This window comes from Burkholderia sp. BCC1985 (assembly GCF_905339915.1).
In the GTDB taxonomy this organism is placed as follows: domain Bacteria; phylum Pseudomonadota; class Gammaproteobacteria; order Burkholderiales; family Burkholderiaceae; genus Burkholderia.
The window spans coordinates 19,635-33,345 of record NZ_CAJPGY010000012.1 but is presented as its reverse complement, the minus strand read 5'-3'; the positions used below and the strand labels follow the sequence as shown (position 1 = coordinate 33,345).

The window sequence follows — 13,711 nt, the reverse complement described above, 5'->3', positions numbered from 1 at the left end:
TCATGAATGCCCGTCTCCCCGAAGTCTCGTCGGTGCCGGCCCGCCTCGCGCTGCTGCGCGGCGCGATGGTCCGCGAGGACCTGGCCGCCTATCTCGTGCCGTCCGCCGATCCTCACCTGTCCGAGTACCTGCCCGAGCGCTGGCAGGCGCGACGCTGGCTGTCCGGTTTCACGGGCTCGGTCGGCACGCTGGTCGTGACCGCGGATTTCGCGGGCTTGTGGGTCGACAGCCGCTACTGGGTGCAGGCCGAGGCCGAACTCGCCGGCACGGGCGTCCAGCTGATGAAGATGACGGGCGGGCAGCAGAGCGCGCCGCACGTCGACTGGCTCGCGCAGAACGTGCCGGCCGGGACGACGGTCGGCGTCGACGGCGCCGTGCTCGGCGTCGCGGCGGCACGCGCGCTGACGGCCGCGCTGAGCGCGCGCGGCATCGCGCTGCGCACCGATCTCGACCTGCTCGACGCGATCTGGCCGGAGCGCCCGGGGCTGCCGGGCGACGCGGTGTTCGAGCACGTGGCGCCGCAGGCCGACACGACGCGCGCGAGCAAGCTCGCCGAAGTGCGCCGCGCGATGCACGCGCAGGGCGCGCAATGGCATTTCGTGTCGACGCTCGACGATCTCGCGTGGCTGTTCAACCTGCGCGGCGCCGACGTCAACTTCAACCCCGTGTTCGTCGCGCACGCGATGATCGGCGCCGATCGCGCGACGCTGTTCGTCGCCGACGGCAAGGTGTCGCCGGCGCTGGCCGCGTCGCTCGCGCAGGACGGCGTCGAGGTCCGCGCGTACGACGCCGCGCGCGCGTCGCTCGCGGCGCTGCCCGACGGCGCGACGCTGCTGATCGATCCGCGCCGCGTGACGTTCGGCACGCTCGAGGCCGTGCCGGCCGGCGTGAAGCTGATCGAAGCCGTGAACCCGTCGACGTTCGCGAAGTCGCGCAAGACGTCCGCCGAGATCGAGCACGTGCGCGTGACGATGGAGCACGACGGCGCCGCGCTCGCCGAATTCTTCGCGTGGTTCGAGCAGGCGGTGAACCGCGAGACGATCACCGAGCTGACGATCGACGAGCAACTCACGGCCGCGCGCGCGCGGCGCCCCGGCTACGTGTCGCCGAGCTTCGCGACGATCGCCGGCTTCAACGCGAACGGTGCGATGCCGCACTATCGCGCGACGCCCGAGTCGCACGCGACGATCGCCGGAGATGGCCTGCTGCTCGTCGATTCGGGCGGCCAGTACACGACCGGCACCACCGACATCACGCGCGTCGTGCCGGTCGGCACGGTCAGCGACCTGCAGCGCCGCGATTTCACGATCGTGCTGAAGTCGATGATGGCGCTGTCGCGCGCACGCTTCCCGCGCGGCATCCGCTCGCCGATGCTCGACGCGATCGCGCGCGCGCCGATGTGGGCGGCCGGGCTCGACTACGGCCACGGCACCGGTCACGGCGTCGGCTACTTCCTGAACGTGCACGAGGGCCCGCAGGTCATCTCGCACTACGCGCCGGCCGAGCCGTACACGGCGATGGAAGAGGGGATGATCACGTCGATCGAGCCGGGCGTGTACCGGCCCGGCAAATGGGGCATCCGGATCGAAAACCTGGTCGTGAACCGCGCGGGCGGGCAGACCGAGTTCGGCGACTTCCTCGCGTTCGAGACGCTGACGCTGTGCCCGATCGACACGCGCTGCGTGCTGATCGAGATGCTGCATGAGGAAGAACGCGCGTGGCTGAACGCGTACCACGCGACCGTGCGCGAGCGCGTCGGCCGGCACGTGAGCGGCGACGCGAAGGCGTGGCTCGACGCGCGCACGCAGCCGATCTGACGCGACGCGCAATACACGATAGATACCGGCCGCGCGACGGCCGGACCACGACCGAGAGGGCAATCGATGGCAGACACCGCAGTGATCGTGATCGACATGCAGCGCGGGCTGGTGCAGCGGGCGCGGCCCGCGTACCGGCTCGACGACGTCGTGTCGGGCATCAACCGGCTGACGGCGGCGGCACGTGCGGCAAACGCGCCCGTGTGCTTCGTGCAGCACGACGGCGATGCGGACGACGACATCGTGCCCGGCACGCCCGGCTGGGAACTGCATGAGGAACTGATCGTCGGTCGCACCGACTGGCGCATCCGCAAGCAGGTGAGCGATTCGTTCCACGACACGCCGCTCGCCGCGCAGCTCGACGGCCACGGCATCCGTTCGGTGCTGATCTGCGGCTATGCGACCGAGTTCTGCGTCGATTCGGCCGCGCGCCGCGCGGCACTGCTCGGCTACCGGACGACCGTCGTGTCCGACCTGCACACGACGAACGAGCGCGCGCACCTGTCGGCCGCGCAGATCGTCGCGCATCATCACTTCGTGTGGGAAAACAATACGCTGTCGGGCAATGCGGTGACGCCGCGTCCGCTCGCCGACGTGCTCGCCACGGAGTTCGCATGACGATCAAGGCGGTGGTGTTCGATTTCGGCGGCGTGCTGATCGACTGGAGCCCCGAGTACCTGTACCGGCAGCTGATTCCGGACGAAGCCGAGCGCCGCTGGTTCCTCACGCACGTGTGCGCGATGGACTGGGTGATCCGGCAGGACGGCGGGCAGACGATCGACGAAGGCACGCGCGAGCTGGTCGCGAAGTTTCCGGCGCACGAGACGCTGATCCGCGCGTTCTACGCGCGCTGGCACGAGATGATCGGCGGCGTGCTCGACGAAGGCGCCGCGCTCGTCGACCGGCTCGATGCGCAGGGGATGCCGCTCTTCGGGCTGACCAACTGGTCCGCGCAGACTTTTCCGTATGCGTGGGACAACTTCCCGGTGCTGCGGCGCTTCAAGGACATCGTCGTGTCGGGTCGCGTGAAGCTCGTGAAACCCGATCCGGCGATCTACCGCGAGATGCATGCGCGGATCGAGCCGCACCTGCCGGGCATTGCGCCGCATGAGCTCGTGTTCATCGACGACAACGCGAAGAATGCCGCGGCTGCGACGGCACTCGGCTGGCATGGCATTCATCACACGAGCGCGGCCGCGACCGAGACGCGTTTGCGCGAACTGGGCGCGCTCGCGTAGGCGGCGCGCCGGACGCCACAGCCGAATGCAGACAGGCGGATGAAAAAAAAGCGGGCCATGAGCCCGCTTTGTCGTTCTGCCGATCCGGAGGCGGCCGCGTTCGGCACCCGGCGTCGCGTCGCCGGATGCACGGGCCGCATCGTTCAGCGGCTGATCGGCTTGTAGCGCAGGCGCTTCGGCTTCGCGGCTTCCTCGCCGAGGCGCGCACGCTTGTCGGCTTCGTATTCCTGGTAGTTGCCGTCGAAGAACGTGACCTGCGAATCGCCTTCGAACGCGAGGATGTGCGTCGCGATCCGGTCGAGGAACCAGCGATCGTGCGAGATCACCATCACCGAGCCCGCGAATTCGAGCAACGCGTCTTCCAGCGCCCGCAGCGTTTCGACGTCGAGGTCGTTCGACGGTTCGTCGAGCAGCAGCACGTTGCCGCCGGAGATCAGCGTCTTCGCGAGGTGCAGGCGGCCGCGTTCGCCGCCCGACAGGTTGCCGACGATCTTCTGCTGGTCGCCGCCCTTGAAGTTGAAGCGGCCGATGTACGCACGCGACGGCGTTTCGTACTTGCCGACCGTCAGCACGTCGGCGCCGCCCGAGATTTCCTCGAACACCGTCTTCGAGCCGTCGAGCGCATCGCGGCTCTGGTCGACGTACGCGAGCTTCACGGTCGGGCCCATCACGACTTCGCCCGAATCCGGCTGTTCCTTGCCGGTCAGCATCTTGAACAGCGTCGACTTGCCGGCGCCGTTCGGGCCGATGATGCCGACGATCGCGCCGGCCGGAATCTTGAAGTTCAGGTTGTCGATCAGCAGGCGGTCGCCGAACGACTTGCTGACGTTCTTGAACTCGATCACTTCATTGCCGAGGCGGTCGCCGACCGGAATGAAGATTTCCTGCGTTTCGTTGCGCTTCTGGTATTCCTGGCTGTTCAGCTCCTCGAAGCGCGCGATACGCGCCTTCGACTTCGCCTGGCGGCCCTTCGGGTTCTGGCGCACCCACTCCAGTTCTTTCTTGATCGCCTTCTGGCGCGCCGATTCCGACGCTTCTTCCTGCTTCAGGCGCTCTTCCTTCTGGTCGAGCCAGCTGCTGTAGTTGCCCTTCCACGGAATGCCGTGGCCGCGGTCGAGTTCGAGAATCCACTCGGCCGCGTTGTCGAGGAAGTAGCGATCGTGCGTGACGGCGACGACGGTGCCCGGGAAGCGCACCAGGAACTGCTCGAGCCAGTCGACCGATTCCGCGTCGAGGTGGTTGGTCGGTTCGTCGAGCAGCAGCATGTCCGGCTTCTCGAGCAGCAGCTTGCACAGCGCGACGCGGCGCTTTTCACCGCCCGACAGGTGCTCGATCTTCGCGTCCCACGCCGGCAGGCGCAGCGCGTCGGCGGCCACTTCGAGCTGCTGCTCGGGGCTGCCGCCGTCGCTCGATGCGAGGATCGCTTCGTATTTCGCCTGCTCGGCTGCGAGCGCGTCGAAGTCGGCGTCCGGTTCCGCATAGGCCGCGTAGATTTCCTCGAGCTTCTTGTTCGCCTGGAACAGGTCGCCGAGGCCTTCCTCGACGGCTTCGCGCACCGTCTTCGTCGGATCGAGCTGCGGTTCCTGCGGCAGGTAGCCGATGTTCAGGTTCGGCATCGGCGTCGCTTCGCCTTCGATGTCCTTGTCGACGCCCGCCATGATGCGGATCAGCGTCGACTTGCCCGAGCCGTTCAGGCCGAGCACGCCGATCTTCGCGCCGGGAAAGAACGACAGCGAGATGTCCTTCAGGATCTGGCGCTTGGGCGGCACGATCTTGCCGACCCGGTTCATCGTGAAAACGTATTGGGCCATTTGGGTGTGAAACTCAGAAAGGGTTGAGACTGCCGCGCAGCGCATGGGCGTGCGTGGCGTCGGGTGATTCGGTACGGAGCGTGCCGCGCGGGGCGCGGCGGTGTCGCCGCGGGTTGGCGGCGCGAGCGCGTATTGTACTTCGGCGCCGGCTGCCGCTGGCACCGCGCTGGCCATTCGGCCGACCCGCGTTCACAGCCATCCGGCGACGCCGCCGTGCCCCGAGCAGGTGCCGCGCCGATGGCGGCTGAAGCTGTACGTGCCGTCGCGGCAGCGCGCGCTCGCGCCCTCGGGCACGCGGCCCGATTTCGAATGCGCCGGTGCATGGACGGTGTCGCCGTCGCGATTGCGGTACGTGTCGTGCCGGTCGAGGTCGGCTTCGCTGCCGTAGCCGGGCGACGCGCGATAGGCGTGCGTCGCGGGCGGCAGGGCGGCGCACGCGACGAACAGCGCGGCCGACAGGGTTGCGATGCGTGTCGCGCGGCGGAGCAGGGCTGGCATGGTCTCTCTGCTGATGTCGTTGTCCGTTGCCGGTGGCTGGCGGGCCGACGGCCCGGGCCGCATGTTAGCCGATCGGCTCGAGATCGTTGCCGCCGCCCCGCGCTGCAGCGACGCTACGCCGTGCCCGTCATCGATGCCGCGCCGTCGGCCTGGGCGGCCTCGAGAATCCACCGACGGAACGCGGCGACTTTCGCGCGCTCCGCATGATGCGGCGGATAGACGAGGTAGTACGCGAAGTCGTCGAGCCACGCGACGTCGGCAAGCTGCACGAGCCGGCCGCTCGCGAGCTCGCCGCGCACCATCGCCGCCGGCAGCAGGCCGGCGCCCTGGCCGGCGAGGATCGCCTGCAGCAACAGACTGGAATCGTCGAACGCGGGGCCGCGCGGCGGCCCGAAATCGGCGATTCGCTGCGCGTCGAACCAGATGTGCCAGCCCTTGCGTTCGGCGTCGTGCAGATGCGGCCATCCGGCCAGGTCGGCGGGCGTGGCCGGCATGCCCAGCCGCGCGACGAGTTCCGGCGCCGCAAGCGCGACGATCTCCACGGTCAGCAGCCGTTCGCTGCACAGCCCGATGTAGCGGCCGAGACCGTGGCGGATCGCGACGTCGACGCCGTCGCGCGAGAAATCGGCGAGCGCATGGCTCGCGACGATCTGCAGGTCGACGTCCGGGCATGCATCGCGGAACTGCGCGAGGCGCGGCACGAGCCATGCGGATGCGAAAAACGGCGTGACGCTCACCGTCAGCACGCCGCTGTCGGCGGCGCCCGACACGCGCTGCGACGCGTCGGCGATTTGCCGGAACGCGTTGCGCACGGGCGGCAGATAGTCGCGGCCCGCGGCGGTCAGCAGGATACCGCGGTTCACGCGCTCGAACAGTTGCACGCCGAGATGGGTCTCGAGCGTGCGGATCAGCTGGCTCACCGCGCCGGGCGTGACCGACAGCTCTTGCGCTGCCGATTTCACCGACAGGTGGCGGGCCGCCGCCTCGAACGCGCGCAACGCGTTGAGCGGTGGCAGACGGGAACGGTTCATTGAGTTTTTCTAAAGCGAAAGGCCGACGAAATATCGTTTGAGGCAAGGCATGCGCGCGAGTACCGTTGTCGCATGCGGATCGCATTCGTCACGGCTGACTCGCGGCGGTCGATGCGATCAACATAGTTCAACTATATCCATGAGGCAATCCGGACGCCGCGCGGCGTCCGGCGGAACCTGAGAGGAGCATCGTCATGAGCGGCCCGCGCGCGTCGCGCGTCTTCTACGGCTGGTATGTGGTGGCGGCCGCGTTCGCCGTCACGTTCGTCGGCTTCGGCAGTGCGTACACGTTCAGCGCGTTCGTCGAAGCGCTGCAGCGGGATTTTGCCGCATCGCGCGGGCAGATCTCGCTCGTGTTCTCGCTGGCCGGCTTCCTGTATTTCGGCTTCGGCATCGTCAGCGGCCCGCTTGCCGATCGTTTCGGCTCACGGCGGCTCGCCGTCACCGGCATGTTGCTGACGGCGGCGGGTCTCGCGGCGGCCGGCGCCGCGCATACGCTGCTGCAGGTCTATGTCGCGTACGGGCTCGGTGTCGGTCTCGGCGTCGGCTGCGCGTATGTGCCGGCCGTCGGCGCCGTGCAGCGCTGGTTCGTGCGGCGGCGCGGCTTCGCGTCGGGGCTCGCGGTCGCGGGGATCGGCGTCGGCACGCTCGTGATGCCGCCGCTCGCCTCTGCGCTGATCGCGCACGTCGGCTGGCGCGGCGCCTATTTCACGCTTGCGGCGCTCGCCGTCGCGATCGGCGCCGGGATGTCGCTGCTGATCGAGAACGACCCGCGCGGGCGCGGGCTGTTGCCGGACGGGGAGGCCGTGCATCCGGCCGGCGGCGGAGGCTTGCCGGAAGCGGGCGGGCACACGGCAGGGGCCCCGGGCGCCGTGAACGCTGTGGATCGCGCGCGGGCTGCCGCAGCGGCGCCCACCGGCGCGACGCTGCGCGAGGCCGTCACGTCGCGACCGTTCGCAAGCCTCTACGCGGCATGCCTCGTGTGCTCGTTCGGCGTCTTCGTGCCGTTCGTGCACCTCGTGCCGTATGCGCTCGATCATGGCGTCGCATCGTCGACGGCCGTGCTGCTGCTCGGCGCGATCGGCGTCGGCAGCACGGCTGGGCGCTTCTTTCTCGGCGGCCTCGCCGACCGCTTCGGCCGCCGCGCATCGCTGCTCGCGATGTTCGCAGGCATGGCCGTCGCGCTCGTCGCGTGGGCCGGCGCCGGCAGCGTCGCGACGCTGGCCGCGTTCGCACTCGTGTTCGGCGTGTTCTACGGCGGCTGGGTCGCCGTGCTGCCCGCAGTCGTGATGGACTACTTCGGCGGCCGCAACGTGAGCGCGATCATCGGCGTGCTGTACACGAGCATCGCGTTCGGCACGCTGATCGGGCCGGCTGCGGCCGGTTTCATCTACGACGCGGGTGGCGGTTATCTCGTGCCGATCCTGGCCAGCGCGGCCGCCAATGCGGTCGCGTTCGCGATCGTCGCCACCACCGGACGCGCGCAGATGGCCGTGCGCGCGGCCGGTCGCTAGACGCGCGTCGCCCGCTGCAAGGCACGGCGCCTTCCAGCTAGGCGCGATCTACGATTTCCGCTACGGTGGCCGGATCTCGATCATCGACGGCTGGAGGCGCATCGTGACATTCGACGAAGTGCGGCAGATCGCGCTCGCATGGCGCGGCGTCGAGGAGGGGACGTCGTACGGCACGCCCGCACTCAAGGTGAAGGGCAAGACGCTCGCGCGCCTGCGCGAGGACGGCGATACGCTCGTCGTGAAGGGCGTCGGCCCCGACGAGCGCGCGTGGCTGATCGAAGCGGAGCCCGACGTGTATTACCTGACCGACCACTATGCGGGCTGGCCGATCGTGCTGGTGCGCCTGTCGGCCGCGCATCCCGACGCCGTGAGAAACCTGCTTCTGCGCGAATGGCGCGCGATCGTGCCGGCCAAATGGCGCGACGCAGGGCCGGACGACGCCAACTGAGCCGCGCCGGCGCGGCACGCGATCCGCTTCGACGGAACGTGTTCACCATGATGCCGAGCGGGCACGCGCCGTCATCACTTGCCCGATCCGGCTGCCCGCAGGCGGACGCCGAACCGGATCATGCGTTGCATCGGTTCGCATCGATGCAACAAGTGGATCCATCGAAATTCTTCAATTGGTTCTTAGTGAAGAACCGTTTGATGCTTACACTCCTTCGCTTCGAAGGCGGCTGACCGACAGCCGACGGAAGGGGCGTACGCGATGCGCCGGCACCTCGTGCGCCGCATCGCACCCGCGGCTTCGCAGACTGCGTCGCGCACCGACCGGAACAGCTCGACCCGGCTTCCTGCCCGTATGCGCGCATGCGCGGCGGGCTGCCGGGTTCAACAACGACAACTCCCCGCCGCCTTCACGCGACACCCGGTCATACCGGAACCGTTTTTTGGAGAGAGACACATGAGTGGAAGCAAGACAGGCCTCGGCACGGGTCTGAAGCAGCGGCACGTGACGATGATGTCGATTGCCGGCGTCATCGGCGCGGGCTTGTTCGTCGGCTCCGGCCACGCAATCGCGGAAGCCGGCCCGGCTTCGATCCTCGCGTATGCGATCGCGGGCGTCCTGGTCGTGCTGGTGATGCGCATGCTCGGCGAGATGGCCGTCGCGCATCCGGACAGCGGTTCGTTCTCGACCTATGCCGATCGCGCGATCGGTCACTGGGCGGGCTTCTCCATCGGCTGGCTGTACTGGTGGTTCTGGGTGCTCGTGATCCCGATCGAGGCAACCGCTGCGGCTACCATCCTCAATGCGTGGTTCCCCGGCGTCGCGACCTGGATCTTCGCGCTCGGCATCACGCTGCTGCTGACGATCACCAACCTCTTCTCGGTCAAGAACTACGGCGAATTCGAATTCTGGTTCGCGCTGATCAAGGTTGTCGCGATCGTCGTGTTCCTGTGCATCGGCGGTGCGGCGATCGTCGGCATCGTGCCCGCGCCGGCCGTATCGGGCGTGTCGAACCTCTTCGCGCACCAGGGCTTCATGCCGAACGGCGCCGGCGCGGTGCTCGCGGCGATGCTGACGACGATGTTCTCGTTCCTCGGTACCGAGATCGTGACGATCGCGGCCGCCGAGTCGGACAACCCGCAACGCCAGATCGTGCGTGCGACCAATTCCGTCATCTGGCGTATCACGCTGTTCTATCTCGGCTCGATCCTCGTCGTCGCGGCGATCGTGCCGTGGAACGATCCGCTGCTGCCGAAGCACGGCTCGTATCAGCGTGCGATGGAGCTGATCGGTATTCCGAACGCGAAGGCGATCATCGACGTGATCGTGCTCGTGTCGGTCGCGAGCTGCCTGAATTCCGCGCTGTACACCGCATCGCGGATGCTGTTCTCGCTGTCCAAGCGCAAGGACGCACCTGCGTTCCTGCACAGCACCGATTCGACCGGTACGCCGCGTGCGGCCGTGCTGGCATCGACCGCATTCGGTTTCCTGACCGTGATCGCGAACTACCTGATGCCGGAGCAGGTGTTCGGCTTCCTGCTGGCGACGTCGGGTGCGATCGCGCTGCTCGTGTATCTCGTGATCGCGATCTCGCAGCTGCGGATGCGCAAGACGCTCGAATCGGGCGGCGCCGACCTGACGCTGCGGATGTGGCTGTTCCCGTGGCTCACGTGGGCGGTGATCCTGTTCATCTGCGGCACGCTGACCGTGATGTTCGTCAGCGAGGAACACCGGATGGAAGTCGGTGCGACGGCCGTGCTCGCGCTGCTCGTGCTGTTTGCGTCTTGGCTGAACAAGCGCGGTCGCGATGCGCGAGCGGGGGCGGGGCGGCGGGTGTCGGCGATGTGATGAAGTGACGATGCGGCAGCGGGCCTGAGCGTTCGCTGTCGGTTGACGCGGGGATTCCCGTCGTGAAAATGGCCCGATCGGCATTGGCGATCGGGCCATTTGTTTTGCACCAGCAAACGGAGGCACTTGACGTGGAACCTGGAGCGTTCATCACCACGGCGAATCATTGACATAAGGACTCGCAAAATCGAACTCGTCTGATTTCATCGCCGACGGCAACTCCATACCTTGAGCGCATCGACAACCGAAGTAAATGATGAGGTCGACTCGCGTGAGCGGTCGCGCCGGGAGAGTGGCAGATGGCGAATGAGGGCTTGAGGTTGAGTGAAGCAGGTTGGGCGGAGCTGCGTCGGCGGGAAAGCGGGCTTGTCGACCGGCGTCTGCTCGAATCGGCGCCGTTCCAGCCACAACAGAGGGCACAGTGACAACGGCCATGATCGGTTTGCTCGTACTGGCGTCGGCGCATGCATTTGCCGGGCCGACGCCAGAGGACGAGATAGCGGTGCGCAGCGGTTTGCCGGCTAGCGAGGTCAACGCGCTGCTCAGCGACTGCGATTCGAACCAGACGAGCATGAATTTTTGCGCGTGGCGCGATCAGCTCGTCGCCGAGCGGGATTTGCAGCGGGTCGTCGACAAACCGGTGAGCGAGCGGCCGGAGCGCAAGAAGGCGCTCGACGCGCAGATCGCACGGTGGAAGAAAGCGCGCGACGCATCATGTGAACAATCGACGCGTAATGCGTGGAGCAATGGTTCGATGCGACCTGCGGCGCGGGCGATCTGTGTAACGGCGGCGGCGAAGGAAATGACGAAACGGTTGTCCGCGAGTGCTTCCCGCAAACCTTCACGAACCCGTTCGAAATGAAAAAAGCCCGCGACTTGCGGGCTTTTCCTGGTTACCGTGACACTGCACGAAACAGCGTCTGTTGATGCGTCAGACGTTGAACAGGAAGTTCATCACATCTCCGTCGTGCACGACATATTCCTTCCCTTCCGCGCGCATCTTCCCGGCTTCCTTCGCACCTTGTTCGCCCTTGTACGCGACGAAGTCGTCGAATGCGATCGTCTGCGCGCGAATGAAGCCGCGCTCGAAGTCCGTATGAATCACGCCGGCCGCTTGCGGCGCCGTGTCGCCGATGTGGATCGTCCACGCGCGCACTTCCTTCACGCCCGCGGTGAAGTAGGTCTGCAGGCCGAGCAGCTTGAAGCCCGCGCGGATCACGCGGTCGAGGCCCGGCTCTTCCATGCCCATGTCGGCGAGGAACGCTTCCTTGTCCGCATCGTCGAGATCGGCGATTTCCGCCTCGATCGCCGCGCACACCGCGACCACCGGCGAGTTCTCGCTTTCCGCATACTTGCGCACCGCTTCGAGGTGCGGGTTGTTCTCGAAGCCGTCGTCCTTCACGTTCGCGACGTACATCGCCGGCTTCGCGGTGATCAGGCAGAACGGCTTGAGCAGCGCCTGCTCGTCGTCCGACAGATCGAGGCCGCGCACGGCCTTGCCCTGGTCGAGGTGCGCGCGCACCTTCTCGAGCACCGCGGCGAGCTTCACCGCTTCCTTGTCGTTGCCGGACTTCGCGGCCTTCGAGTAGCGCGTGAGCGCCTTCTCGACGGTGCCGAGGTCGGCGAGCGCGAGTTCGGTGTTGATCACTTCGATGTCGTCGATCGGGCTGACCTTGCCGGCGACGTGGATGACGTTGTCGTCCTCGAAGCAGCGCACGACGTGCGTGATCGCATCGGTTTCGCGGATGTTCGCGAGGAACTGGTTGCCGAGGCCTTCACCCTTGCTCGCGCCCGCGACGAGGCCCGCGATGTCGACGAATTCGACGACGGCCGGCACGATGCGCTCGGGGTTGATGATCTCGGCGAGCGCCTTCAGGCGCGTGTCAGGCACTTCGACGATGCCGACGTTCGGCTCGATCGTGCAGAACGGGTAGTTCTCGGCGGCGATGCCGGCCTTGGTCAGCGCATTGAACAGGGTGGACTTGCCGACGTTGGGCAAGCCGACGATGCCGCATTTGAGACTCATGGAATCCTTCGGACGGGTGGAGCGGCGCGGCCGGACAAGGCACGGCGGCGCGGGAAAATAGGGACGGCCGGCGCGCGGGGCGCGGCGGGCCGACGTTCAAAGGCGCTATTGTACCGTGCCGACGCCCCGGTTTCCGGCCTTCACCCGAACGCCCGATGCGACGGGCCGCCGCGCTGCCGGACCCGCCTGCGATTCTGCTGATTTCCCGCAAAGTCCGGCCGCGTAAGGGATTGGCCCCACGGCTATAATGCCCGCCATGACTGCCCACCACACCTTCGACGTCGCCGTGGTCGGCGGCGGGCTCGTCGGCAAGACGGCCGCGCTCGCACTGACCCAGTCCGGCTACAAGACCGCCTTGCTCGCCCAGCCGGCCACGCCGCGCCCCGCCGATCTCGCGTTCGACACCCGCATCTACGCGCTGTCGTCCAGCTCGCAGGCATTGCTGGAGCGGCTGCGGGTCTGGCAGGCGCTCGACCATGGCCGGCTCGCGCCGGTGTACGACATGCGCGTGTATGGCGACGCGCACGCGGAACTGCATTTCTCCGCGTACCAGGCCTCCGTGCCGCAACTGGCCTGGATCGCCGAATCGTCGCTGATCGAGACGTCGCTCGACGCGGCGCTGCGGTTCCAGCCGAACCTCACGTGGTTCGACGCGCGCGCGCAGGGCTTCGACGTGCGCGACGACGCAGCCGTGCTGACGCTGTCGTCGGGCAAGGTGCTCGAAGCGGACCTCGTGGTCGGCGCGGACGGCGCGCATTCGTGGGTGCGTTCTCAAATGGGGGCCAGGGTCGAGCGGCGCGATTACCGGCAGACGGGCGTCGTCGCGAACTTCAAGGCGTCGCTGCCGCACCGCGAGACGGCCTGTCAGTGGTTTCACGAAGGCGAGATCATTGCGTTGCTGCCGCTGCCGGACGGTCACGTGTCGCTCGTGTGGTCCGCGCACACAGCGCATGCGGACGAACTGCTCGCGCTCGATCCCGCGCAGCTCGCGGCGGAAGTCGAGCGCGTGTCGCACGGCCAGGTCGGCACGCTCGAATGCGTGACGCCGGCGGCCGGCTTCCCGCTCGCGCTGCAGACCGTCGACAAGCTGATCGCCCCGCGCGTCGCGCTGGTCGGCGATGCCGCGCACCTGATCCATCCGCTTGCGGGGCAGGGGATGAACCTCGGGCTGCGCGACGTCGCGGCACTCGCCGATGCGATCGCGAACAAGGAGAGCTTCCGCAACCTCGGCGATACGGTGCTGCTGCGCCGCTACGAGCGCTCGCGCCGCGAGGACATCCGCGCACTGATGGTCGCGACCGACGGGCTGCAGCGGCTGTTCGCGGTTCCGGGCTCGTTCGCGAAGGCGGTCCGCAACGCGGGCATGGCGTTCGTCGGCGCGCAACCGCTCGTGAAGCGCTGGCTCGTGTCGGCCGCGCTCGGCTGAGCGAACCTTCGCGCCCTCGGCCTGTCGGACTGGGCTCCGTTACGGCGTACACTG

At 67.7% G+C, this 13,711-nt stretch carries 13 protein-coding genes; 9 read left to right on the top strand and 4 right to left on the bottom strand.

Annotation, left to right across the window (positions count from 1 at the left end; all coding sequences use genetic code 11):
• Nucleotides 1–2: 2 nt before the first annotated feature.
• The 3 genes from U4Z31_RS14395 (at nucleotide 3) to U4Z31_RS14385 (ending at nucleotide 3,055) form a co-directional block, all read left to right on the top strand.
• A complete protein-coding gene (locus U4Z31_RS14395) occupies nucleotides 3–1,817 on the top strand; it encodes an aminopeptidase P family protein (RefSeq protein ID WP_321810680.1) in 1,815 nt (604 codons plus the stop codon).
• A 66-nt stretch (nucleotides 1,818–1,883) separates the two neighbouring features.
• Nucleotides 1,884–2,435: a cysteine hydrolase family protein gene (locus U4Z31_RS14390; protein WP_124522189.1), complete on the top strand. Its 552-nt coding sequence runs from the start codon at nucleotides 1,884–1,886 to the stop codon at nucleotides 2,433–2,435.
• Nucleotides 2,432–3,055 carry an HAD-IA family hydrolase gene (locus U4Z31_RS14385; protein ID WP_321810679.1) on the top strand — a complete coding sequence of 208 codons (624 nt, stop codon included), beginning with the start codon at nucleotides 2,432–2,434 and terminating at the stop codon, nucleotides 3,053–3,055. The genes U4Z31_RS14390 and U4Z31_RS14385 overlap by 4 nt, the downstream gene beginning before the upstream one ends.
• A gap of 143 nt (nucleotides 3,056–3,198) precedes the next feature.
• Here U4Z31_RS14385 and ettA read toward each other — a convergent pair whose 3' ends face one another.
• The 3 genes from ettA to gcvA form a co-directional block, all read right to left on the bottom strand.
• Nucleotides 3,199–4,866: an energy-dependent translational throttle protein EttA gene (ettA, locus tag U4Z31_RS14380; protein ID WP_044845892.1), complete on the bottom strand. Its 1,668-nt coding sequence runs from the start codon at nucleotides 4,864–4,866 to the stop codon at nucleotides 3,199–3,201.
• Between the two features lie 189 nt (nucleotides 4,867–5,055).
• A complete protein-coding gene (locus U4Z31_RS14375; protein WP_321810678.1) occupies nucleotides 5,056–5,364 on the bottom strand; it encodes a DUF3761 domain-containing protein in 309 nt (102 codons plus the stop codon).
• A gap of 113 nt (nucleotides 5,365–5,477) precedes the next feature.
• Nucleotides 5,478–6,395 (bottom strand): transcriptional regulator GcvA, encoded by a 918-nt coding sequence (gene gcvA, locus U4Z31_RS14370; RefSeq protein ID WP_044845890.1) that lies wholly within the window; start codon nucleotides 6,393–6,395, stop codon nucleotides 5,478–5,480.
• A gap of 194 nt (nucleotides 6,396–6,589) precedes the next feature.
• On the opposite strand from gcvA, the gene U4Z31_RS14365 reads away from it, so the two are divergent.
• The 5 genes from U4Z31_RS14365 to U4Z31_RS14345 all read left to right on the top strand — a co-directional run bounded on the left by U4Z31_RS14365 (nucleotide 6,590) and on the right by U4Z31_RS14345 (nucleotide 11,067).
• Nucleotides 6,590–7,909: an MFS transporter gene (locus tag U4Z31_RS14365; RefSeq protein WP_321810677.1), complete on the top strand. Its 1,320-nt coding sequence runs from the start codon at nucleotides 6,590–6,592 to the stop codon at nucleotides 7,907–7,909.
• 103 nt (nucleotides 7,910–8,012) lie between these two features.
• Complete coding sequence (locus U4Z31_RS14360) at nucleotides 8,013–8,357, top strand: MmcQ/YjbR family DNA-binding protein (protein WP_321801794.1); 345 nt, start codon at nucleotides 8,013–8,015, stop codon at nucleotides 8,355–8,357.
• Nucleotides 8,358–8,395: 38 nt separating this feature from the next.
• On the top strand, nucleotides 8,396–8,590 hold the full coding sequence (locus U4Z31_RS14355) for a hypothetical protein (protein ID WP_124571704.1): 195 nt from the start codon (nucleotides 8,396–8,398) through the stop codon (nucleotides 8,588–8,590).
• Nucleotides 8,591–8,813: 223 nt separating this feature from the next.
• Nucleotides 8,814–10,205 (top strand): GABA permease, encoded by a 1,392-nt coding sequence (gene gabP, locus U4Z31_RS14350; protein WP_124487902.1) that lies wholly within the window; start codon nucleotides 8,814–8,816, stop codon nucleotides 10,203–10,205.
• 433 nt (nucleotides 10,206–10,638) lie between these two features.
• Entirely contained in the window at nucleotides 10,639–11,067 is a 429-nt protein-coding gene (locus tag U4Z31_RS14345) for a lysozyme inhibitor LprI family protein (RefSeq protein ID WP_321810676.1), read from the top strand.
• A gap of 69 nt (nucleotides 11,068–11,136) precedes the next feature.
• On the opposite strand, the gene ychF is transcribed toward U4Z31_RS14345, so the two are convergent.
• Nucleotides 11,137–12,231: a redox-regulated ATPase YchF gene (gene ychF, locus U4Z31_RS14340; protein ID WP_059532716.1), complete on the bottom strand. Its 1,095-nt coding sequence runs from the start codon at nucleotides 12,229–12,231 to the stop codon at nucleotides 11,137–11,139.
• A gap of 247 nt (nucleotides 12,232–12,478) precedes the next feature.
• Between ychF and U4Z31_RS14335 the strand changes: the two genes are divergently transcribed.
• Nucleotides 12,479–13,657, top strand: a complete 1,179-nt coding sequence (locus tag U4Z31_RS14335) for a UbiH/UbiF family hydroxylase (protein WP_124487905.1) — start codon at nucleotides 12,479–12,481, stop codon at nucleotides 13,655–13,657.
• Nucleotides 13,658–13,711: the final 54 nt, after the last annotated feature.

Bases quoted from the DNA above. Each gene is read 5' to 3' on its own strand.
- U4Z31_RS14395 (WP_321810680.1), top strand. From the start codon at position 3: ATGAATGCCCGTCTCCCCGAAGTCTCGTCGGTGCCGGCCCGCCTCGCG.
- U4Z31_RS14390 (WP_124522189.1), top strand. From the start codon at position 1,884: ATGGCAGACACCGCAGTGATCGTGATCGACATGCAGCGCGGGCTGGTG.
- U4Z31_RS14385 (WP_321810679.1), top strand. From the start codon at position 2,432: ATGACGATCAAGGCGGTGGTGTTCGATTTCGGCGGCGTGCTGATCGAC.
- ettA (WP_044845892.1), bottom strand. From the start codon at position 4,866: ATGGCCCAATACGTTTTCACGATGAACCGGGTCGGCAAGATCGTGCCG.
- U4Z31_RS14375 (WP_321810678.1), bottom strand. From the start codon at position 5,364: ATGCCAGCCCTGCTCCGCCGCGCGACACGCATCGCAACCCTGTCGGCC.
- gcvA (WP_044845890.1), bottom strand. From the start codon at position 6,395: ATGAACCGTTCCCGTCTGCCACCGCTCAACGCGTTGCGCGCGTTCGAG.
- U4Z31_RS14365 (WP_321810677.1), top strand. From the start codon at position 6,590: ATGAGCGGCCCGCGCGCGTCGCGCGTCTTCTACGGCTGGTATGTGGTG.
- gabP (WP_124487902.1), top strand. From the start codon at position 8,814: ATGAGTGGAAGCAAGACAGGCCTCGGCACGGGTCTGAAGCAGCGGCAC.
- U4Z31_RS14345 (WP_321810676.1), top strand. From the start codon at position 10,639: ATGATCGGTTTGCTCGTACTGGCGTCGGCGCATGCATTTGCCGGGCCG.
- ychF (WP_059532716.1), bottom strand. From the start codon at position 12,231: ATGAGTCTCAAATGCGGCATCGTCGGCTTGCCCAACGTCGGCAAGTCC.
- U4Z31_RS14335 (WP_124487905.1), top strand. From the start codon at position 12,479: ATGCCCGCCATGACTGCCCACCACACCTTCGACGTCGCCGTGGTCGGC.